Genomic DNA, 22448 nt, shown 5'->3' on the forward strand with positions numbered 1-22448 from the left:
TTTCTGCAAAATATTAGAAAATAAACATAATGAAAATACTTGTAACCGGAGCCAAAGGTTTTGTCGGTCGTAATCTTGTTGCGCAGTTGTGTAACATAAAAGATGGCAAGGCAAAATTTTATGGCGATGTAACAGTATTCGAGGTATTTGAATACGACATCGATTCGACAACAGATGAATTGGATCGCTATTGTCGCGAAGCCGATTTTGTTTTCAACCTTGCAGGCGTAAATCGTCCTCAGAATCCGGAAGAGTTTATGCAAGGCAACTTTGGATTTGCTTCAACACTGCTTGCCTTTTTGAAGAAGCACGGCAACACTTGCCCCGTGATGATTTCTTCCTCTATTCAAGCAACGCTTGTCGGCAGATATGCCGAGAGCGATTACGGTAAGAGCAAGAAAGCTGGCGAGGAACTTTTCTTCGACTATGGAAAAGAGAGCGGAGCAAAAGTACTTGTCTATCGTTTCCCTAACCTTTTCGGCAAATGGTGCAGACCAAACTACAATTCGGCAGTTGCAACATTCTGCAACAATATAGCCAATGATTTACCCATACAAGTTAATGACCGCTCTACACAACTTGAACTTCTCTATATTGATGACCTTGTAGATGAGATGATAGCCGCACTTACCGGCAATGAGCATCACTGCGAATTTGACGGAGTGGATACCATACTGACAGCGGACGGACGCTACTGTGCCGTGCCGATTACTCATAAGGTTACACTGGGCGAAATCATTGACCTATTGGACGATTTTATAAGCCAGCCACAGACATTGCTTATTCCGAGCATTCCTGCAAACTCATTTGCAAAGAAACTCTATTCAACCTATTTATCATATCTCCCCAAAGAGAAGGTAATTTTCCCATTGAAGATGCATGTGGATGATCGAGGCTGTTTTGCTGAACTTGTGAAAACCTTAGACAAGGGACAGGTAAGCATTAATATCTCAAAGCCCGGAATTACGAAAGGACAACATTGGCACAACACAAAATGGGAGTTCTTCATAGTGGTTGCAGGCAAGGGTTTGATACAGCAACGCAAGGTGGGTACAAATGAGGTTCTCAACTTTGAGGTCAGCGGCGAGAGGATAGAGGCCGTACACACGCTTCCTGGATATACTCACAATATCATCAACCTCAGCGAAACCGAAAACCTCGTAACAGTGATGTACTGCAACGAATGCTTTAACCCTAATCATCCTGATACATTCTTTGAACCGGTAAAATAAAACTGAGATAAAAATGGATACAAAAATAAAAACCAATCACTCGGATGTAAAGTTTGCCGATAACGGTAAATTGAAACTTCTTATAATCGTTGGCACACGTCCTGAGATTATACGCCTTGCGGCAGTGATAACCAAATGTCGCAAGTATTTCGATACTATTCTCGCGCACACAGGTCAGAACTACGACTACAACCTAAACGGAGTGTTCTTCAAAGATCTCAAACTTGGCACCCCCGAAGTGTATATGGATGCTATGGGCGATGATTTGGGCGCAACTGTAGGTAATATCATAAATTGCTCATATAAGTTGATGACCCAGATTAAGCCCGATGCACTGCTTATTTTAGGCGATACCAACTCTTGTCTGAGCGCCATTGCGGCAAAGCGTCTCCATATTCCAATTTTCCATATGGAAGCTGGCAATCGTTGCAAGGACGAGTGTCTACCAGAGGAAACAAACCGTCGTATCGTGGACATCATATCAGATGTAAACCTTGCTTATAGTGAGCATGCCCGCCGCTATCTGGAAGAATGCGGACTGCCCAAAGAACGCACCTATGTTACAGGTTCACCGATGGCAGAAGTATTACACGCCAACCTTGCAGAGATTGAGGCAAGCGACATCCATGACCGTCTTGGATTGAAAAAAGGCAAGTATATTCTTCTTTCAGCACACCGCGAAGAGAACATAGACTGCGAAAAGAACTTTCTTTCGCTGTTTAACGCCATCAATGCCATGGCAGGGAAATACGACATGCCTATTCTTTATAGCTGCCACCCGAGAAGCCGCAAACGTTTGGCATCAAGCGGTTTTCAACTTGACAGACGAGTTATCCAACACGAACCTCTTGGTTTTCACGACTACAACTGTTTGCAAATGAATGCATATACTGTAATCTCAGACAGCGGTACATTGCCTGAGGAGAGTTCGTTCTTCATCAGTGTCGGTCATCCTTTCCCTGCCGTCTGTATTCGCACCTCAACCGAACGCCCCGAGGCTCTCGACAAAGCCTGCTTTGTACTCGCAGGCATTGACGAAAAATCCCTCTTGCAGGCAGTAGACACAGCTGTAGACCTCAACAATGACAACGCCCATGGCATCCCCGTCCCTAACTATACCGATGAGAATGTCAGCACTAAGGTTGTGAAACTCATTCAGAGTTATACCGGAGTAGTTAATAAAATGGTCTGGAGGAAGGAACTTTAATGTTGCTTTAAATGAATATCCTTTTTTTGACATTGTCTTGTTTACATGATTTGAATCAGCGGGGCATATATTCCGACTTAATGAGAAAGTTTATTAAGGACGGACATAACGTATATATCGTGGTTCCTTTTGAACGTCGCATGAAGCGTAAAACGGAACTCTTTGAGTCGGTCGGTGCTCATATTCTTGGCGTTAAAACTCTTAATATTCAAAAAACGAATGTTGTCGAGAAAGGAATAGGTACAATATTGTTGGAACAACAATATATGACAGCTATTCGGCGTCATTTGAAGGATATTCATTTTGATTTGGTCCTTTATTCTACTCCTCCAATCACCTTTAATAAAATAATCGGATGGGCTAAGAATAAGTATAATGCCATGACTTATCTGCTTTTAAAGGACATCTTTCCGCAGAATGCAGTGGACTTAGGAATGTTTTCAAAATCAAGCTTAATATATAAGTTATTCAGAGCAAAGGAACGTAAACTCTATGCGTTGTCTGACTATATCGGATGTATGTCTCCGGCCAATGTGGAATATGTCTTAAAACATAACCCTTCAGTTAATCCTGCATATGTTGAGGTTTGTCCAAATAGCGTGGAGCTATCTAATAAAACTGCATCTGTGGATGCAACGGAAATCAAAAATAAGTACGGAATACCGACTGACAAGAACATTTGTATTTACGGCGGAAATCTTGGCAAACCGCAGGGAATTGATTTCTTAATTGATACTATCAATAGTAATGAGAAAAGAAGCAATGCTTTCTTTTTGATTGCAGGTAATGGAACAGAATTTAATCGTTTAAAAAATTGGTTTACGCAGAATAAACCTTGTAATGCCAAATTAATCAAAACATTACCAAAACCGGAATATGATTGCTTAATGCGTTCCGCTGATGTGGGATTAATTTTCCTTGATAGACGTTTTACTATTCCCAACTATCCTTCCCGACTGCTTTCCTATTTAGAAAACAAGATTCCAATAATGATGGCTACGGATGCAAATACGGATATAGGCACAATAGCCGAAACTAACGGATATGGTCTTTGGACTGAGAGTGGTAATATTGAGGAATTTGATAAGAAACTGGATTCAATCCTTGCTAATCAAGCAATTCGAGTTGAAATGGGCAATCGTGGTTATAAATTCCTAACAGAGAATTATACCATAGATTATACATCAAATACCATAATGTCTCATTTTGAAAAATAGCATTCATTATGTACAAATATTTCGTCAAACGCCTACTCGATTTTATAATAGCATTTTGCACACTTGCTTTTATTTGGCCAATTCTACTAATTATTACAATCTGGCTTCATTTCGCCAATAAAAAATCTGGCGCATTTTTCTTCCAAGAACGTCCCGGCAAAGATGGTAAAATATTTAAGGTCATCAAGTTCAAGAGCATGACGGATGAATGTGATGCAGAAGGAAATTTGCTGCCGGATAGTGAAAGAATTACCACAGTAGGGAAGTTTGTACGCGCCACAAGCATTGACGAACTCCCTCAGCTCATCAATGTCTTGAAAGGCGATATGGCATTAATCGGGCCGAGACCATTGTTGGTAAAATATTTTCCCTATTACACGCAGAGGGAACAATTACGACATACCGTAAGACCCGGAATAACTGGTTGGGCGCAAGTGAACGGAAGGAACAATTTACGTTGGGATGATAGATTGGAGTGCGATGCATGGTATGTGGAACATTGCTCCTTTATGCTTGACCTAAAGATTGTCTATAAGACCATTATGAATGTAGTTACCCAGAAGGATATTGCTCTAGTGGTAACTACTCCCGATTTAGATGATATTCGTCGGAAAGAGGTAATGATCTATAATTTAAAAAATAGCAACGCTCCAATAATCATACAAAACATCATTATAGAAGATTTGCCTATCAAACTTGTTCGCGATGACCTTTTCCCGTCTGTCGGCGGCGGCAATAAAGGACGCAAGGCCGTGGAATACGAAAAGGAACTGAAGGAACTCGACTATAACGCCATTGTGACCACAGGTGGCATTCAGAGCAATCACAACCGTGCAATGGCTCTGCTTGCAGCGAAGAACGGTTGGAAGTGTCATTTGGTTTATCACGGCACGGAGGAACGCTTCAATGCAGAGAACGGCAATGCGCTGTTAGTGCGCTGCACCAAAGCCACGAAGGAATTTGTGGAAGCAAGTTGCATCTCGGAAGCGATGAACAATGCAATGGCAGCTTACAAAAAAGAAGGGCTGAAGCCATATTATGTTACAGGCGGTGGTCATGATATGTCGGGTGGCAGAGCCTACATGAAAGCCATTCAGCAAATGTATGCTTATGGAAAACTATATAACTACAAGCCCGACTACATTTTTCACGCTTCAGGCACAGGTTCTACACAAGCCGGCATTTTAGTGGGCTTGGAATCGGTTGGCTGGGGCGATGTTAAAGTGATCGGCATCTCTGTGGCGCGTCAGCAGGAAAGAGGCAAACAGGTGGTGACGGAATTTGCCAACAAATTGGCAGAGCACCAAGGAATCAATGCGGACTTTACAGACAGGGTTCACTTTGTGACAGACTACCTTTTCGGAGGCTATGAACAGTTCTCTCCCGAGATGAAGGATTTCTTGGATTATGCGATGCAGGAGACGGGCATTATCTTCGATACAACTTATTCGGGCAAGGCTTTCTACGGCATGTACGACTACGTGAAACGCAACGGTATTAAAGATAATATCTTGTTCTGGCATACTGGAGGATTAATGAATATCCAAAAATAACACAACAATAAAACAGACTCATATGAACATCCTTTTTACGTGCGCCGGACGTCGCACTTACCTATTGAAGTATTTCAAGGAGAATCTGTCTGCTGGAGATAAAATTTTAGCAACTGATATGCAACTGTCTGCGCCGGCATTGCAGGTGGCTGACATCAAGGTGCAGGTTCCCGCAGTCTACGCTCCCGACTATGTGAGTCGAACACTGAACATCTGCCGGGAATACAACGTGGATGTTCTGATTTCTCTAAATGACCTTGAACTGCCCATCTTGGCTGAGCGAAAAGCGGAATTTGAAGAACTCGGCGTGAAGGTAATTGTTTCAAGCCCGGAAGTGATTGACATCTGCTTTGACAAATACAAGACAGCTCAGTGGATTGAGGCCCTTGGATTATCATCTCCAAAAACATATGTTTGCCTTGCAGATGCAAAAGAAGCTCTCGCTAAAGGCGAAATATCATTCCCTATCTTCATGAAACCTCGTTGGGGCTCTGGTTCTATAGGATTGGAGACCATCGCTGATATAGACGAGTTAGATATTTATTACAATCTCTTAATGAAGAAGATTAAAAAGACAATTCTTGCTACGGCGTCAGTGGGTAATGAGTATATTATGATTCAGGAAAAACTTATAGGTTCAGAATTCGGTCTCGATGTAATGAATGATCTTGAGGGTAATAATGTAGCTGTATCTGTGAAACAAAAACTTGCAATGCGTGCAGGTGAAACCGATAAGGCAATGACCGTAAATCTTTCAGAAGTTAGAGAAATTGGTAAGAAAGTGGGTGAAAACCTTAAGCATATCGGTAATCTCGATGTAGATATAATGCAACGAGCTAATGGTGATTATTGTGTGCTGGAATTAAACCCTCGTTTTGGAGGTGGTTTTCCATTCTCCTATGAGGCTGGCGTGAATATGCCAAAGGCAATAATAGAGTGGGTTAAGGGTAATAATGTTGATCCTGCAATTCTGCAACCTATATATGGGAAAATGTTTTCAAAGAATGACTATTTAATGGAGATCAGTCTCTAAATATATGAGTAGAAATCGTATTTACCTCTGCCTGGCTCATATGTCGGGCAAGGAGCAACAATTTATCAAGGAGGCATTCGATACAAACTGGGTAGTTCCCTTGGGTCCGAATGTCAATGCTTTCGAGGAGGAATTGAAACAATTCGTTAGCGGCAACAAAGAGGTTGTCGCACTCGCATCCGGCACTGCCGCCGTGCATTTGGCTTTGCTGGCTTGCGGAGTAGGATCTGGCGATGAGGTAATCGTACAGAGCTTTACGTTCTGCGCTTCATCGCACCCTATTACTTATCTTAGAGCGACGCCCGTATTCATTGATTCTGAAAAGGATACTTGGAATATGGATCCACAACTGCTTGAAAAGGCTATCAAGGAACGTATTGTCAAGACCGGCAAGAAGCCTAAAGCTATCGTTCCCGTAGCACTTTACGGCATGCCTTACAAAATTGACGAGATAATGGAGATAGCCAATCGTTATGACATTCCCGTAATCGAAGATGCTGCCGAGGGCTTCGGTTCGAAATATGATGGCAAAGTACTTGGTACATTTGGCAAGTATGGAGTTTTGTCCTTCAATGGCAATAAGATGATTACTACCTCCGGTGGCGGAGCCCTCATTTGCTCAAATCCGGATGATAAGAACACTATCATGTGGTACGCTACCCAAGCGCGTGAAGCTTATCCATATTATCAACATGAGGTTATCGGTTACAATTATCGTATATCAAATATCTGTGCAGGTATTGGTCGTGGTCAAATGACTGTCGTCCAACAGCACATTGATCACCACAAGCATGTACAAGCGCTTTATGAGGATTTGTTGGCTGATGTTCCCGGCATAACTGTCAATAAAGCCCCGTCCGGAAAATTCGATAGCAACTATTGGCTCTGCACGATAACCATTGACGAAAACCTAAAGGTAAAAGGACAAGAGAAGGCATACGCAGTTGCTATTACCAATGCTGTCGGCGGCACCGCCGGAGTTATTCATACAGGTGGTGGTGTTCATACCGATTGCGAACCTAATGCCAATATTGAGGCTATGCGGATAGCACTTGATACTGCAGGTATCGAAGCTCGTCCCGTATGGAAACCTATGCATAAGCAACCTGTGTACAAGAATGCACCAGCTTATGTGAATGGCGTATCAGAGTCTATTTTCAAAGTCGGCATGTGTCTGCCGGCAGGTCCTTATGTAACAGATGATGATGTCAAGTATATTGTTGAGCAAATCAAAGCAAATATCATATAATATATTCCGTGCAGTTTGGGTATTTTCTATCATTCATCTTTGTGCCACAATGGTGTGTAAAGAATAATCACGAAACGAAGATAATATAGAAATTTATGTATGCATATACTTTACATTTTCTCCAATAACTTCTTTAAGTTTATGGATAATAAAGCCGATGGGAATAATCCTATCGGCTTTAACTTTTAGAATAATGGTACTATCAAAAACGCTTCCTTTGGGTGACAACAAATGCAAGTCGTTTTCAGCAGGGATCGTTCCTCATCCGTTCTAAAACGGGCAACTATTCGCGGTTTGCGACGCAAAAATACGCGTCGCTTCGACTATGGCAACTCTGTAAAGTAAAACTTACCTCACCAGTCGGCCAGCGTTTGTAAGCAAACCGTTCCGTTTTTTAACGTTCGTATTTCGAACTGCTCTCGTGCCACCTCTGGTGACACTTGGCTAAAGAATCCGATTTTCAACCAAATTCTTGATTATCACAAAGCATATTTTGCTTCAAAAAAGCCCGGCCCGGACGGACATAGCAATCTATCTCACGTTCGGACCGGGCAAAGTAAGGTGAAAGGAGTCTGCGAGAATCGAAAATCAGTGTTTGAAATGGCGTTCGCCCGTGAATACCATGGCGATACCTTTTTCATCGGCCTTTTTGATCGAGTCTTCGTCACGAACCGATCCACCGGGCTGCACGATTGCCGTCACGCCGTATTCAGCGGCCAGCGTCACGCAGTCGTCGAAGGGGAAGAACCCGTCCGACGCCAGAACGAGACCCTCGGTGACGCCAGCGGCATGGGCCTGCTTCAAAGCGATCTCGGCCGAACCGATGCGGTTCATCTGCCCGGCGCCGACGCCCAGCGTCCGGCCGTCCTTCACCGCCACGATGGCGTTCGACTTCACGTGTTTGACGATGTGCCAGCCGAAATTGAGATCCTCCATCTGCTCGGGAGCGGGCTTGGCCTTCGTGACGCACAGGTCGGCCGTAACGGGCTTCGTAGCCACGTCGAGGTCCTGCACCAAGAGGCCGCCGTTGACGCTCACATACTGTTTGGGGTCGACAGCGCCCTTGTCCATGCAGACTTCGAGCAGGCGCAGGTTCTTTTTCGTGCAGAGCACTTCCAATGCGCCTTCGTCGAATTTCGGAGCCATGATGATTTCGAGGAAGATCGGCTTCATCAGCTCGGCGGCCTCGCGTGTCACCGTGCAGTTCGTAGCCACGATACCGCCGAAGATCGAGACCTTATCGGCCTCGTAGGCCTTGGTCCACGCCTCGACAACGTCCTTGCCCACGGCGGCGCCGCAGGGATTCATGTGTTTGAGGCCCACGCAGAACGGTTTGTCGAACTCGCGCACGATGCACAGCGCAGCATTGGCATCCTGGATATTATTATACGACAACTCTTTGCCGTTCAACTGCTTGGCGAAAGCCAGCGAATAGGGGACCTCTTTTTCCTCGCGGTAGAACTTGGCCCCCTGGTGGGGATTCTCGCCGTAGCGCAGCGACTGCACGAGGTCGAATTCAAGGAACAGTTTTTCGTTCAGCCCGGCCTGTGCGCGCATGTAAGTCGCGATCATCGAATCGTATTCGGCGGTATGCGTATAAGCCTTGGCCGAAAGCCGGAGACGCGTAGCTTTTTCGGTATTGCCGCCGGCTTTGATCTCGCCGAGGATCTGCGCATAATCCGCGGGATCGCACACGACCGTCACGTCCGCCCAGTTCTTGGCGGCCGAACGCAGCATCGAAGGTCCGCCGATGTCGATGTTCTCGATAGCATCCTCCATCTTCACATCGGGCTTTGCGATCGTCTGGCGGAACGGATAGAGGTTCACACAGACCATGTCGATAAATTCGATCTTGTTCTCTTTCAGAGCCTTCAGGTGTTCGGGGTCGTCGCGGCGGGCCAGCAGGCCCCCGTGCACATTGGGATGCAGGGTCTTCACACGGCCGTCACAGATTTCGGGGAATCCCGTAACGTCGCTGATATTGATCACCTCGACACCGCTGTCCGAAAGCAGTTTCATCGTACCGCCCGTGGCGATCACCTCCCAGCCCAAGGCGCGCAGCCCTTTGGCGAACTCCACGACACCGGTTTTGTCACTTACACTAATTAAAGCGCGCATATGCTAATACCTATTTCTGTTTTAATAATTTGTCAATCGTTTCAATATAAAGCGGATACTCCACCGCATGAATCATCGGCTCCAGTTCTTCGATGTCATTGCCCTCGTAGGGAAAAGCCCGCTGGGAGATGATACGCCCGCCGTCCAGTTCGGCATCCACATAGTGGATCGTCACGCCGAAAACCTTGACGCCGTATTCCAGCGCCTGCTCGATGGCGTGCGCCCCGCGGAAAGCCGGCAGCAACGAGGGATGGATGTTGATGATCCGCCCTCCGTAAGCCCCCAGCAGTACGTCGCCCGCGATACGCATATATCCCGCCAGGCAGACCAGTTCCACGCCCGCGGCATCGAGCCGCGCGACGATCTCCCGTTCGTAATCGGCTTTCGAAGCATACTGCTTCGGAGCGAAAACAAACGCCTCGACCCCGTGCCCGGCAGCCCTTTCGACCACCTTCGCGCCGGGTTTGTCACAGACCATCAGCACGACCTCGGCATTGAGCACGCCCTGCTCGCAGGCCGTGACGATAGCTTCGAAATTCGTACCGCTGCCGCTGGCGAAGACTGCTAACCGATGCATCGGTCAGCGGATTACAACACCCTCGGTGTCCGTTACACGTCCGATGACCGTAGCCTTCTCGCCCTGTGCCGTGAGGATGTCGATGGCCTTCTGCGCCTCCTTTTCATCGAGGGCGATGACCATACCGATACCCATGTTGAAGATGTTGAACATCTCGCGGTGGGCCACCTTGCCGTACTTTTCCAGGAAGTGGAACACGGGCAGTATCTCCCACGAACCCTCCTCGATTTCGAGGCCCTGGCCGTCGTGCAGGATGCGGGGGATGTTTTCGTCGAAACCGCCGCCTGTGATGTGGCTGATGCCGTGTACGTCGCAGTTGCGAACCACTTCCAGCACCTGCTTCACGTAGATTTTGGTCGGCGCCAACAACACTTCGCCCAACAGTTTGTTCGACAATTCGGGATAGGACTCGCGCAGATTCAGGCAGTTGTCCGCAACGATCTTGCGCACGAGGCTGAAACCGTTGGAATGCACACCGCTCGACGCGATACCCACCAGTACGTCGCCCGCCTTGACCTTCGATCCGTCGATCAACTGCGATTTCTCCACGACGCCGACCGTAAATCCGGCGATGTCGTATTCGCCTTCGGCATACATGCCCGGCATCTCGGCGGTCTCGCCGCCCACCAGTGCACAGCCGGCCTGGCGGCAGCCGTCGGCGACACCCGCAACGATGGCTTCGATCTTCTGGGGTTCGTTGCGCCCCACAGCCACATAGTCGAGGAACACCAGCGGTTCTGCGCCCTGCGCCAGCACGTCGTTGACGCACATGGCCACGGCGTCGATACCGATTGTGTCGTGCTTGTCCATCTCGAAGGCCAGCTTGAGTTTGGTTCCCACGCCGTCGGTTCCGCTCACGAGGATCGGTTCCTTCACCCGAAGGGCCGAGAGGTCGAACATTCCGCCGAAAGCGCCGATGTTGCCCATTACGCCCAGACGCGAGGTCGACGCAACGTGTTTTTTGATGCGCCGCACCACTTCGTATCCGGCTTCGAGGTTCACGCCGGCTTTTTCATAACTTTGAGCCATAGTAATTTATGGTTTAAGGTTTTCTAACATTTAACGTCTTTGTTGGCCTCGTCGGGCGACTGGTACAGCATCGTGGGATAAACTCCCGTGAAGCAGGCCATGCAAAGCTCCTTGCGGTTGCCCGCCTCGAGCAGCGACTCCGGCGAAAGGAACACCAGCGAATCGGCGCCGATCTCCTCGCACACGCCCCTGAGGTCCTTGCGCGCCGAAATCAGTTCTTCCCGCGTCGAGGTATCCACTCCGTAAAAGCAGGGATTGGTCATCGGAGGGCTGGCGATGCGCACATGCACCTCGGTAGCTCCCGCCTCCTTGAGCATCGTGACGATACGCCGCGAAGTCGTGCCGCGCACGATCGAGTCGTCGACCAGCACCACGCGCTTGCCCCGAACGATCGAACGTACGGCCGAGAGTTTCATCCGCACACCCTTTTCGCGCAGTTCCTGCGAGGGCTGGATGAAGGTGCGACCGATGTATTTGTTCTTGATCAGTCCCATTTCATAAGGCAGTCCGCTCGCCTCGGCGTAACCCATCGCGGCGCTGAGGCTCGAATCGGGAACACCGACCACGATGTCCGCTTCGGCGGGCGCCTCCTTGTAGAGCAGGCGTCCCGACTCCTTGCGGTAGGCATGGACGTTGCAGCCGTCGATGTCGCTGTCCGGGCGTGCGAAATAGATGTACTCCATCGAGCACATCTGGCAGCGCTTGTACATCGAGTAGTCGCGGCTGCGGATGCCCTGTTTGTCGATCGTGACGATCTCGCCCGGCTCGACATCGCGCACGAACTCCGCACCCAGCACATCGAATGCACAGGTCTCGCTCGAAACGACATAACCGTCGCCCAGCTTTCCGATCGACAACGGACGCAGTCCGTATTTGTCGCGGCAGGCATAGATGCGGTTGGCCGTCATGATCAGGAAGGCAAAAGCGCCTTCGAGCATGTTCAGCGCGTCGATGATCGCGAAGATGCGCGGCCGGTCATGGTAGCGCGTCTCCTTTTTGATCAGGTGGGCCAGGATCTCGCTGTCGGAGGTCGACTGGAACAGGCTGCCCTTGTTTTCGAGGTGGCGGCGCAGCAAGGCCGAATTGACGATGTTGCCGTTATGCGCCAGCGCAAAATCGCCTGTATTGTGACGGAAAAGGAAAGGCTGCACATTCTCGATGCCGCCGCCCCCGGCCGTGGTATAACGCACATGCCCGATGGCCATGGAACCCTTCAGCGTGGCGAGTTTCGCCTCGTCGAAAACTTCAGTCACCAGTCCGCCGCCCTTGATGCGGCGGAACGTGCCGTCGTCGTCCACCGAGACGATACCGGCCCCCTCCTGTCCGCGGTGCTGCAACGCATGCAGCCCGTAGTAGGTCAGCGACGCGGCGCCCGGCACTCCATAGATGCCGAACACCCCGCACTCCTCGTGCAACTCGCGGTCGCTAATCACTTCCATCATATTATTCGACGATTTTCTTCAGGCGTGCCAGAATCTCCTCGTAAGCCTCGCGGACCTTGCCCAGATCGCGGCGGAAACGGTCCTTGTCGAGTTTTTCGTTGGTCGTAGCGTCCCACAGGCGGCAGGTGTCGGGCGACACCTCGTCGGCCAGCACGATTTCGCCGTCCGAGGTTCTGCCGAACTCGATCTTGAAATCCACGAGCTTGATGTTCATCTTCAGGAACATCTCCTTGAGCACCTCGTTGATTTTGGCCGTCATGGCGTACATCTCGTTGAGCTCCTCGTAAGTCGCGGCGCCGAGCGCCACGGCGTGGTGGTCGTTGATCAGCGGATCGCCCAGTTCGTCCTTCTTGTAGCAGATGTCGAAGATGACGTTCGAAGGCTGCGTACCCTCCTCGATGCCGAGGCGCTGGGCCATCGAACCGGCGATTACGTTGCGTACGATAACCTCCAGCGGAATGATCTCGACACGGCGGCAGATCTGGTCGCGGTCGTTGATGGTCTCGATATAGTGGGTCTTCACGCCGGCCTTCTGCAGCTCTTTGAAGATCAAGGTCGAAATAGCGTTGTTCAGCACTCCCTTGTTCTCGATCGTAGCCTTCTTGATGTTGTTGAAAGCCGTAGCCGCATCCTTATAGTGAATGATGATCTTATCGGGATCGTCCGTGCGGAAAACCTGTTTTGCCTTGCCCTCATAGAGCATTTCGAGCTGTTTCATGTTGTTTGGGTGTTTTTAATTATTTGATTTATTGCCTTATTTCAGATTGAAGTCGACGACGATCGGACGGTGGTCCGAAGGATGCCAGAAGTTCGAAAGATTGCCCGGATCGCGGACCGGAGTCGTATAGCCGTCCGTCACGACATCGGCATGCGTCACCAGTTCATAGAGCGCAGGCGTGCAGTAGACGAAGTCGATGCGCGATTTCCCGCCGGTCGTCGTCTTGAACTCGCCCGGGTATTTCTCGGCGATCACATCGACGTAGGGCGTGTTTTGAAGGATATAGTCGTGGACCAGAAAACGCGTGTCGTCCGCCGGGTACTTGTAGAACCAGTTGTCGCGCGACGAACGCGAATTGAAGTCGCCCATCATCATCCAAAGCTGCTCCTTAGCATCGGGAACCGTGCCGATCGTATGGTTGCAGATGTATTCCAACTCCATACGGCGGTATTTGTCGCCGCCGTGCTCCGCTTTGCTCGCGTCGCGGTCCTTTGCCTCGAAAGCATAAGCCTGGGGCCACGTGTGAAGCGTCACGATATTGATCGTCTTGCCGTTTTTCGCGATACGGGCCCAGCCGCAGCCGTGCGAAACAACGCTGTCGGGCCGGGAACCGATAATGCGGGCCACGTTTTCGATCGGGTATTTCGATGTGATGACCTGCGGGAAATTATCCCGGTGACCGCCTTTATACCAGTACTTGTGTCCGTAGCGGGCGGCCAGTTCTCCCCAGTTATCCGTCAAATAGCGATCTTCGGGCGCCATTTTCTCAGCCGAACCCGTTTTATAGTTCGATTGCGCTTCGCACCACACGCAAACATCCGGAGCCTGGGACGCAACCCATTCCACGAATTTATCGTAGTTATCGCCCTGGCCCGACCACATCCCGTTCTGGATGTTCCAGTACAAAAGACGAAGGTTGTCATCGGTCTGGGCGCTGCTGCGCCCCGGAAGTAAGATCGCGGTGAAGAGCAATGCTGCCCACAAGGTAAATAAGGAGGTTTTCATCAGCGTAGTAGTTTGGTTTATTACTTTTTGCGGAAATAGGCCACGGCGTTCACAAACAGCGATTGCTGCTTGTTGCCGGCGATATTTTTGAAAAGGTTCTCCTCGTAGCGCTCCGTGTGGCCCATCTTACCCAGAATCTGACCGTTCTGCGAGATGATGCCCTCGATGGCATACAACGAGCCGTTGGGGTTATACGGAGCCTCGGCGGCAGGCTTTCCTTCAGCATCGGCATACTGGAAAGCGACCTGTCCGTTGGCAAAGAGTTCCCTGGCGAGCGTTTCGCTCACGACGAACTTGCCTTCGCCGTGGCTGACGGCGATCGAATGCAACTCGCCGAGTTCAAAGCCCGCGAGCCACGGGGAAGCGGTCGTCGCTACGCGCGTCGTGACGATCTGCGAAATGTGGCGGTTGATGTCGTTGCGGAACAGCGTCGGCGAATCCTTGGTGACCATGCCCAGCCGGCCGTAGGGCAAAAGGCCCGATTTGACCAGCGCCTGGAAACCGTTGCAGATGCCCAGAATCAGACCGCCGCGGTCGATCAACGCATGTATTTCTTCGCGAATATCTTTGTTGTTCAATACGTTGACAATAAACTTCGCACTTCCGTCGGGTTCGTCGCCTGCGGAGAAACCGCCGCTCAGCACGAAGATATGCGCCTGGCGGATATGCTCCTTCATCTCGGCGATCGAACGCAGGATGTCGTCGCCTGCGATGTTGCACAACACGCTCATCCGCACCTCGGCTCCCGCCTTGCGGAATGCCTTGGCCGTATCGTAATCGCAGTTCGTGCCGGGGAACACCGGAATATAGACCACCGGGGTTTCGACTGCCGCACCGGGATAGGTGAAACTCTTCGGCGCCGGCTGCGAGGTCATTACCTCCGTCAACCGCAGGTCTTTGTCCGGGTAAACAGCCGCAAACTTCTCGGTATTGGCCTTATAGAGCTCGTCGAGCGGCATCCGGACACCATTGACCGTCAGCGCCTCCTCGGCCACCGTAAAGCCCAACTGCTCGGCATGGGGATATTCGAGCGTACCCTCGCACTCGACGAGAATCGAGCCGTAGGCATATTCGTAGAGTTTCTTTTCATCGAAGGTCACCTCCGCACCGATGCCGTTGCCGAAAGCCATCTTCGCAAGGCCCTCGGCGATGCCGCCGAAGCCCACGGACCAGGCCGAAAGGATTTTCCCGGACTCGATCTGTTCGCTGACGAACGAAAAGTTCTGTTTGAGCTGCGCCGTGTCGGGCATGTAGTTCTCGTGCGGGGTATGCCGTACGAGGTAGATGCGGTGTCCGGCCCCTTTCAGGTCGGTCGAAATGACCGTCGGAGCGGCGACCGTCGTGATGCCGAAAGCCATCAGCATCGGCGGAACGTTGATGTCCTGGAACGTTCCGGACATCGAGTCCTTGCCGCCGATCGAAGGCAGGCCCAGTTCGACCTGCATCTTCAGCGCGCCGAGCAGCGCACTGAGGGGCTTGCCCCACGACTCGGGGTTCTTGGTCATGCGTTCGAAATACTCCTGGTAGGAGTAGCGCATCCTGTCGTAACGGGCGCCCGCCGCCACGACCTTGGCCGCGGCTTCCACGACGGCATAGGCCGCACCGTGGTAGGGGCTCCACGAAGCTACATAGGGGTTGTAGCCGAAAGCCATGACGCTGGCCGTCTCGGTATAACCGTCGGTCGGGAGTTTCTGCACCGAGACCTGCGTCTCGCTGCGCTGCCTGCGGCCGCCGAAGGGCATCAGCACCGTGGAACGGCCGATCGTCGAGTCGAACATTTCGATCAGCCCCCGCTGCGAGACGACGTTGTTGTCTTTCAGGTTATTCGCAAAGCGCTCGGCAAGCGTCTCCCCCGCTACTTCGCGGACAAAAGGATTGCGGTTCTCCACCTCGCCGATCTTGGCTTCGGCATAGTGTTTGGCGCCGGCGCTGTCGATAAACTCGCGGCTCAGGTCCACGACCTTCCGCTCGCCGTTGAACATCCGCATGCGCGCCGTATCCGTCACATCGGCCACGTGCACCGCCTCGATATTCTCCTCGCGGCAGTAGTTCATAAACTCCTCGGCATCCTTCGCTTCGACGACCACCGACATGCGCTCCTGCGACTCGCTGATGGCGAGTTCCGTGGAGTTCAGGCCGCTGTATTTGGTCTTCACGCGGTCGAGGTAGATGTCCAGTCCGTCGGCCAGCTCGCCGATGGCGACGCTGACGCCGCCGGCCCCGAAGTCGTTGGACTTCTTAACCAGGCGCGTTACCTCGGGACGGCGGAACAGCCGTTCGAGTTTGCGCTCCTCGGGGGCGTTGCCCTTCTGAACCTCGCTGCCGCAGGTTTCGAGCGACTTCACGTCGTGCTCCTTCGACGAACCCGTAGCTCCGCCGATGCCGTCGCGGCCCGTACGACCGCCGAACATGATGATCTTGTCGCCGGGAGCAGGCCGCTCGCGGCGAACGTTTTCGGCCTTCACGGCTCCGACCACCGCGCCGACTTCGAGGCGTTTGGCCACATAGTCGTCGTGGTAAATCTCGCGCACGTGGGTCGTGGCCAGTCCGATCTGGTTGCCGTAGCTCGAATAACCCGCCGCGGCTTTTTTCGAAATGACACTCTGCGGCAGTTTTCCCGAGAGCGTATCACTGACTTTCTGGTAAATATTGCCGGCTCCCGTAACGCGCATCGCCTGGTAGACATAGCTGCGGCCCGACAGCGGGTCGCGGATGGCACCGCCCAGGCAGGTCGAAGCTCCGCCGAAGGGTTCGATCTCGGTCGGGTGGTTGTGGGTTTCGTTCTTGAATTGCAGCAGCCACTTTTCGGTCTTTCCGTCGACATCGATGTCGATATAGACCGAGCAGGCATTGTTCTCCTCGGAGACCTCCAAATCGTCCAACAGGCCCTTCTTGCGCAGGTAACGGGCTCCGATCGTCGCCATATCCATCAGGCAGAGGCTCTTGTGCTCGCGCCCCAGTTCGCGGCGGATGCGCAGGTACAGCGCCAGCGAGTCCTCGATCTCATCCTTGGCGAACGACTCCTCGACGGTGATGCCTTCGAGTTCGGTCGTAAAGGTCGTATGGCGGCAATGGTCGCTCCAATAGGTATCGAGGATGCGCAGTTCCGTTTCGTAGGGATCGCGACCCTCGGCGCGGAAATACTTCACCACCTCGCGCAGGTCGTCGGCGTTCATCGCCAGCCCCTGAGCCTTGCAGTAGGATTCGAATTCCGAATCGGCCATCTCCCGGAAACCCTCGAGCACCTCGACGGGTTTCACCTCGGCCTGCTCCAGGTCGGTCAGCACCGAAAGGTTCTTCTCGCGCGACTCAACGGCATTGATGTAGTAATGTTTGATTTTGTCCAGATCCCCGTCGGTCACCTTGTCGTCGAAAACGAGCAGTTTCGAGGAACGGATGTTGACCTGAGCTTCGGGGTCGATCAGCCGCACGCAGTCCGCTGCCGAAGCGGCGCGCTGGTCGAACTGGCCGGGCAGGTATTCCACGGCGATATACTTGCGGCCCGTGAGGTCGCAGGCGTCGGTCACGGAGTCGGTCACCACCTCGCCGAAGACCGTATAACGGCTCTTCTCCAACAGTTCCGCACTGAAGCCGAACAGGTCGTAAACACAGAGCAGGCGCACCTCGCCCAGTTCGAGATTCAGGTTTGCATTCAGCTCGCGGCGCAGGCTCTCGGCCTCGACACGGAAGCGGGGCAGTTTTTCTACAAAAATACGATAGTTGGTCGTGTTCATTTTATTTTGTTTGCACTTATTTTACAAATCTTTCGGCCCATTCCTCAGCGTAATTCCCGGCATCCATACCGACAAAAGTAATATGCCCCATCTTGCGCTTGAGACGACTTTCAGTCTTGCCGTAGAGATGGACATATACACCCGGCAGGTTCTCCGCAGCCACCTTTTTGGCTGCTTCGAGGTCTTGGCCCAGGATGTTTTTCATCACCGTGGGAGCCACCAGCCGCGGCTCCTGCAAGGGCTCCCCGGCAAGGTAGCGGACCAGTTCGCGAAACTGGTTCGTGGTCGCGCCCTCGATGGTGTAGTGGCCCGAATTATGCGGACGCGGAGCCATCTCGTTGAAATAAATCGCATCGCCCCGGATGAAATACTCGATGGCCAGGATGCCCTCATAACCGCAGTCGCGCATGAAACGTTCGCTTTCGGCCTTCATCCGCGCCAGCACCTGCGGATCGGCCCCGGAGGGAACGATACAGAGGTCGAGGATTCCGTCGCGGTGGATGTTGCGCCCCACGGGGAAACTCACGACTTTCCGACCGTCGGAAACCATCACGATGCTGGCTTCGGAATCGAACGGCACGAACTCCTCCAGGATGCAGGGAACCGCAAGCAGGGGCAGCGCCCGGGCAATGTCGGCTTCGGTCTTCAAGACCATCTGTCCGTGCCCGTCGTAACCCAGCGTACGGGTTTTCAGCACAGCGGGAAGCCCAAGCCGCTTCACGGCTTCGCGCAGCGACGCTTCGTCGCCGACAGCCTCGAAACCGGGCGTGCGCAGCCCGTGGTCGCGGGCGTTCGACTTTTCGCGCAGGCGGTCCTGCGAATCGTAAAGGGGTTTATACCCCTGCGGGATATTGTATTTCTCGCACAACGGAATCAGAATATCCCCCGGTACATTTTCGAATTCATAGGTCACGGCGTCGCTGCGACGGCAAAGTTCTTCGAGCGCCGCGGCATCGTCGTAGGCCGCAACGATATGTTCGTCGCAGACGTTGAATGCCGGAGCATCGGCCGCAGGATCGAGGCACACGGTGCGCACACCCAGTTCCCGGGCCTGTTCGGCGATCATCAGGCCCAACTGGCCGCCGCCTATGATACCGATGGTCTTCATTGATTCAGAGCTATGTTGTTCATTCTTCATCTTCTTTTTGCTTTTGACCGCTGTCATTCGCGGCGTGCCGCCGCGTTTACAAGTCCGCCCCACCCCAACCCCCTCCCTCGGGAGGGGCTTATCGCATGCGGTCGGAACTACCCAGCTATATTTCAGCCTTCAGCACATCCGCGGTTTGTTTCGAGCGGAAGGCGTCGAGTTTCGCAGCCAGTTCCGCATCCTGCAAAGCGAGGATCGACACGGCGATCAGCGCGGCGTTCTTCGCGCCGTTGATAGCCGTCGTAGCCACGGGAACGCCCGCGGGCATCTGCACGATCGAGAGCAGCGAGTCCAGCCCGTTCAGGGCACGCGACTTCACGGGAACACCCACGACGGGCAGCGGGGTCATCGAAGCCACCATGCCCGGCAGGTGCGCCGCGCCGCCGGCCACGGCGATGATCACGCCGATACCGCGGCCTTTGGCCGTCTTGGCATATTCGCACAGCAGATCGGGCGTGCGATGGGCGCTGACTACCCGTTTTTCGAAATCCACACCGAACGTTTCGAGCATGGCGACAGCCTCAGCCATCACCTCGTAATCGCTCACAGAGCCCATAATCACGCCGACCTTCATCGTTTATATATTGGTTTTAAGTTAATAATCTAAAAAAGCAAACCGCCACGACATCGCATGTCATGGCGGTCTGGTATCTATCCGAGCAGCCCACGAGCAGGTATCTGCTGCTCCCGGGACTGTGCACGTCGCATCTGTTGCCGACACATCCACGAATAGAAGGCAGCGGCCTGGCCCTGCTGTTTCTTTCGTTCGCGTTGGTCGATATTGCAGCCTGAAATCATCGGAATTAACCTAACAGTTGTAAAAACAACGTTACAAAAGTAGTGCTTTTCGGCATACTTTCAAAATTCCGGGACACATTCTATCGACAATTTATCGACAATCGTTCCGGCTCATCGAATACGGGGCGTCGCCGGGATTCACTCCGCGTCCTCGATTCGGTTCGGACTGCATGTCGAACCGGATACGAGCCCCCTTCACGAGGCCGGAATAATTCAGGAACGTCTTGTCATACGGCTTTCCGTCGATGGTCATTTTACCGACATAACGGTTCTCGGAGCTATTCTCCGGGGCGTCGATCTCGATCGTATTGCCGTTTTCGAGGTGGATGACGGCCTTGCGGAACAGCGGCGAGCCGACTGCGTATTCATCCGAACCGGGGCACACGGGATAGAACCCCAGCGCCGAGAAGACATACCACGCCGAAGTCTGTCCGTTGTCCTCGTCGCCGCAGTAGCCGTCGGGCTTGGCCGAGTAGAGGCGGTCCATCACCTCGCGCGTCCACCACTGCGCCTTCCACGGCTGGCCGACGTAGTCATACAGGTAAATCATGTGCTGTGCGGGCTGGTTGCCGTGGGCGTAGTTGCCCATGTTAGCCACCTGCATTTCAGTGATTTCGTGGATACGCACCCCGTAGTAACTGTCGTCGTAGATCGGCGGCACGACGAATACTGAATCGAGCATCTGCACGAAGCCCTCCTTGCCGCCCATCAACTCCGCAAGCCCTTCGACATCGTGGAACACCGACCAGGTGTAGTGCCACGAGTTGCCTTCGGTGAAAGCGTCGCCCCACTTGTAGGGGCTGAAAGGCGACTGGAACGTCCCGTCGGCATTGCGTCCCCGCATCAGGCGGGTCTCGGGATCGAACAGGTTTTTATAGTTCTGCGAAGCCTTTTCCAGCATCGCAGCGTCGTCGGTTTTTCCCAGTTTTTTCGCCACCTGCGCGATACACCAGTCGTCGTAGGCGTATTCGAGCGTGCGGGCCGCATTTTCGTTGATGCCGACATTATAGGGTACATACCCCAACGTGTTGTAATACGCGTGCCCGAGGCGGCCCGTGGAACTTACCGTGGGATGCACCGCCGTACGCCCGTGCAGCATCGCCTCGTAGAGCGTCGCAACGTCCCCCTCGGGAGTGATGCCTTTGAGAATGGCATCCGCCGCTACGGACGCCGAGTTGTTGCCCACCATGCAGCCGCGGTGTCCGGGCGAAGCCCATTCGGGCAGGAAGCCGCTCTCACGGTAGGTATTGGCCAGGCCCGCCTGGATTTCGGCGTTGACCGAAGGGTAAACGAGGTTCAACAGCGGGAACAGGCTCCGAAACGTATCCCAGAAACCCGTGTCGGTATACATGTAACCCGGCAGCACCTCGCCGTTGTAGGGGCTGTAATGGATTGGATTGCCCGCAGCGTCGATTTCGTAAAACTTGCGCGGGAAGAGCGTCGAACGGTAGAGGCACGAATAGAACGTGCGGTATTGTTCTTCGGAACCGCCCGAGACCTCGATCGCTCCCAGCACCTCGTCCCAGCGCGCCTGGGCCTTCTCCTTCACCGCGTCGAACGAATCGTCGCCCAGTTCTCCCAGGTTACGCACGGCCTGCTCTTCGGAGATAAACGACGAAGCCACACGGGCCGTGACCCGCTCGCCGCGGCGCGTGGTGAAATAGACGGCTGCCAGCGCATGACCGCCTTCGACCGACGAGCCGGCGATTTCCCGCTCCCCGTCGAACAGCTTGCTGCTCTCGATCGGTTTGTCGAAGCGGATGACGAAGTAATTGCGGAAATTGTCGGGGACGCCGCCGCTGTTGCGGGTCGTATAGCCCGCAACGGTCCGCTCGTCGAGCACCTTCACACAGGAACCGCGGTCGAAGGCGTCGATCACAACGCCGCTCTCGGCGCTTTCGGGAAAGGTGAAACGCAGGATCGCCGCACGCTCCGTCGGAGCCATTTCGGCCACAACGTCGTGGTCGGCGAGGTATACGCTGTAATAATACGGCCGGGCTGTTTCCGACTGATGCGAAAACCAGCTCTGGCGGGCGTTCTCGTCGATCTTGTCCTTCCCGCGTACGGGCATCAGCGAAAATTGTCCGTAGTCGTTGATCCACGGCGAGGGCTGGTGCGTCTGCTTCAGGCCCCGGATCGTGTGGGCCCCGTAGGTATAAGCCCAGCCGTTGCCCATCTTACCCGTCTGCGGGGTCCAGAAGTTCATACCCCACGGCAGGGCCACCGCCGGATAGGTGTTGCCCGTCGAAAGCGTATAGTCCGACTGCGTGCCGACAAGCGTCGAGACGTATTCCGAAGGCCGCAGAAGTTGCTCCTGCGGCGTGGTTTTGCAACAGGCGGAGGCAAGGACTGCGAGAGTCAGGATTGCGAGGTTTTTCATCGTATTGCG

Annotated in this window: 15 protein-coding genes and 2 pseudogenes; 7 read left to right on the plus strand and 10 right to left on the minus strand. The window is 52.9% G+C overall.

The annotated features are described in order from the left end of the window. The first annotated feature begins 29 nt into the window (after positions 1 to 29). The 7 genes and pseudogenes from KG007_RS10830 to KG007_RS10855 all read left to right on the plus strand — a co-directional run bounded on the left by KG007_RS10830 (position 30) and on the right by KG007_RS10855 (position 7491). On the plus strand, positions 30 to 1232 hold the full coding sequence (locus KG007_RS10830) for a polysaccharide biosynthesis C-terminal domain-containing protein (RefSeq protein ID WP_213348822.1): 1203 nt from the start codon (positions 30 to 32) through the stop codon (positions 1230 to 1232). Positions 1233 to 1245: 13 nt separating this feature from the next. Then, positions 1246 to 2439: a non-hydrolyzing UDP-N-acetylglucosamine 2-epimerase gene (wecB, locus tag KG007_RS10835; RefSeq protein ID WP_213348824.1), complete on the plus strand. Its 1194-nt coding sequence runs from the start codon at positions 1246 to 1248 to the stop codon at positions 2437 to 2439. 11 nt (positions 2440 to 2450) lie between these two features. Next, positions 2451 to 3656: a glycosyltransferase family 4 protein gene (locus tag KG007_RS10840; RefSeq protein ID WP_213348826.1), complete on the plus strand. Its 1206-nt coding sequence runs from the start codon at positions 2451 to 2453 to the stop codon at positions 3654 to 3656. 8 nt (positions 3657 to 3664) lie between these two features. Continuing rightward, a pseudogene (locus KG007_RS13970) lies at positions 3665 to 4228 on the plus strand (sugar transferase); the annotation flags it as partial. A 141-nt stretch (positions 4229 to 4369) separates the two neighbouring features. Further along, positions 4370 to 5209, plus strand: a pseudogene (locus tag KG007_RS13975) (1-aminocyclopropane-1-carboxylate deaminase/D-cysteine desulfhydrase); the annotation flags it as partial. A 22-nt stretch (positions 5210 to 5231) separates the two neighbouring features. Then, positions 5232 to 6242 (plus strand): ATP-grasp domain-containing protein, encoded by a 1011-nt coding sequence (locus KG007_RS10850; RefSeq protein ID WP_213348831.1) that lies wholly within the window; start codon positions 5232 to 5234, stop codon positions 6240 to 6242. 4 nt (positions 6243 to 6246) lie between these two features. Then, positions 6247 to 7491: a DegT/DnrJ/EryC1/StrS family aminotransferase gene (locus KG007_RS10855; RefSeq protein ID WP_213348833.1), complete on the plus strand. Its 1245-nt coding sequence runs from the start codon at positions 6247 to 6249 to the stop codon at positions 7489 to 7491. A gap of 588 nt (positions 7492 to 8079) precedes the next feature. On the opposite strand, the gene purH is transcribed toward KG007_RS10855, so the two are convergent. The 10 genes from purH to KG007_RS10905 all read right to left on the minus strand — a co-directional run bounded on the left by purH (position 8080) and on the right by KG007_RS10905 (position 22439). After that, complete coding sequence (gene purH / locus KG007_RS10860; protein WP_213348835.1) at positions 8080 to 9609, minus strand: bifunctional phosphoribosylaminoimidazolecarboxamide formyltransferase/IMP cyclohydrolase; 1530 nt, start codon at positions 9607 to 9609, stop codon at positions 8080 to 8082. Positions 9610 to 9619: 10 nt separating this feature from the next. Beyond that, positions 9620 to 10186, minus strand: coding sequence for a phosphoribosylglycinamide formyltransferase (gene purN / locus KG007_RS10865; RefSeq protein WP_195458572.1), 567 nt, complete (start codon positions 10184 to 10186; stop codon positions 9620 to 9622). A gap of 3 nt (positions 10187 to 10189) precedes the next feature. Next, positions 10190 to 11215: a phosphoribosylformylglycinamidine cyclo-ligase gene (gene purM / locus KG007_RS10870; RefSeq protein ID WP_213348837.1), complete on the minus strand. Its 1026-nt coding sequence runs from the start codon at positions 11213 to 11215 to the stop codon at positions 10190 to 10192. 23 nt (positions 11216 to 11238) lie between these two features. Further along, complete coding sequence (purF, locus tag KG007_RS10875) at positions 11239 to 12657, minus strand: amidophosphoribosyltransferase (protein ID WP_195458574.1); 1419 nt, start codon at positions 12655 to 12657, stop codon at positions 11239 to 11241. Position 12658: 1 nt separating this feature from the next. Beyond that, entirely contained in the window at positions 12659 to 13375 is a 717-nt protein-coding gene (gene purC / locus KG007_RS10880; protein ID WP_195458575.1) for a phosphoribosylaminoimidazolesuccinocarboxamide synthase, read from the minus strand. A 36-nt stretch (positions 13376 to 13411) separates the two neighbouring features. Then, complete coding sequence (locus KG007_RS10885) at positions 13412 to 14380, minus strand: endonuclease/exonuclease/phosphatase family protein (RefSeq protein ID WP_213348839.1); 969 nt, start codon at positions 14378 to 14380, stop codon at positions 13412 to 13414. A 20-nt stretch (positions 14381 to 14400) separates the two neighbouring features. Further along, on the minus strand, positions 14401 to 18114 hold the full coding sequence (locus tag KG007_RS10890) for a phosphoribosylformylglycinamidine synthase (protein WP_213348841.1): 3714 nt from the start codon (positions 18112 to 18114) through the stop codon (positions 14401 to 14403). Between the two features lie 16 nt (positions 18115 to 18130). Next, positions 18131 to 19279, minus strand: coding sequence for a 5-(carboxyamino)imidazole ribonucleotide synthase (gene purK / locus KG007_RS10895; RefSeq protein WP_262897750.1), 1149 nt, complete (start codon positions 19277 to 19279; stop codon positions 18131 to 18133). Positions 19280 to 19367: 88 nt separating this feature from the next. Beyond that, the gene (gene purE / locus KG007_RS10900; protein ID WP_213348845.1) at positions 19368 to 19835 is read right to left on the minus strand and encodes a 5-(carboxyamino)imidazole ribonucleotide mutase; all 468 of its coding nucleotides are present in this window, start codon (positions 19833 to 19835) and stop codon (positions 19368 to 19370) included. A 315-nt stretch (positions 19836 to 20150) separates the two neighbouring features. Further along, positions 20151 to 22439 (minus strand): GH92 family glycosyl hydrolase, encoded by a 2289-nt coding sequence (locus KG007_RS10905; protein WP_213348847.1) that lies wholly within the window; start codon positions 22437 to 22439, stop codon positions 20151 to 20153. Positions 22440 to 22448 lie beyond the last annotated feature (9 nt).

It is taken from the genome of Alistipes montrealensis (assembly GCF_018362775.1).
GTDB lineage: Bacteria > Bacteroidota > Bacteroidia > Bacteroidales > Rikenellaceae > Alistipes > Alistipes montrealensis.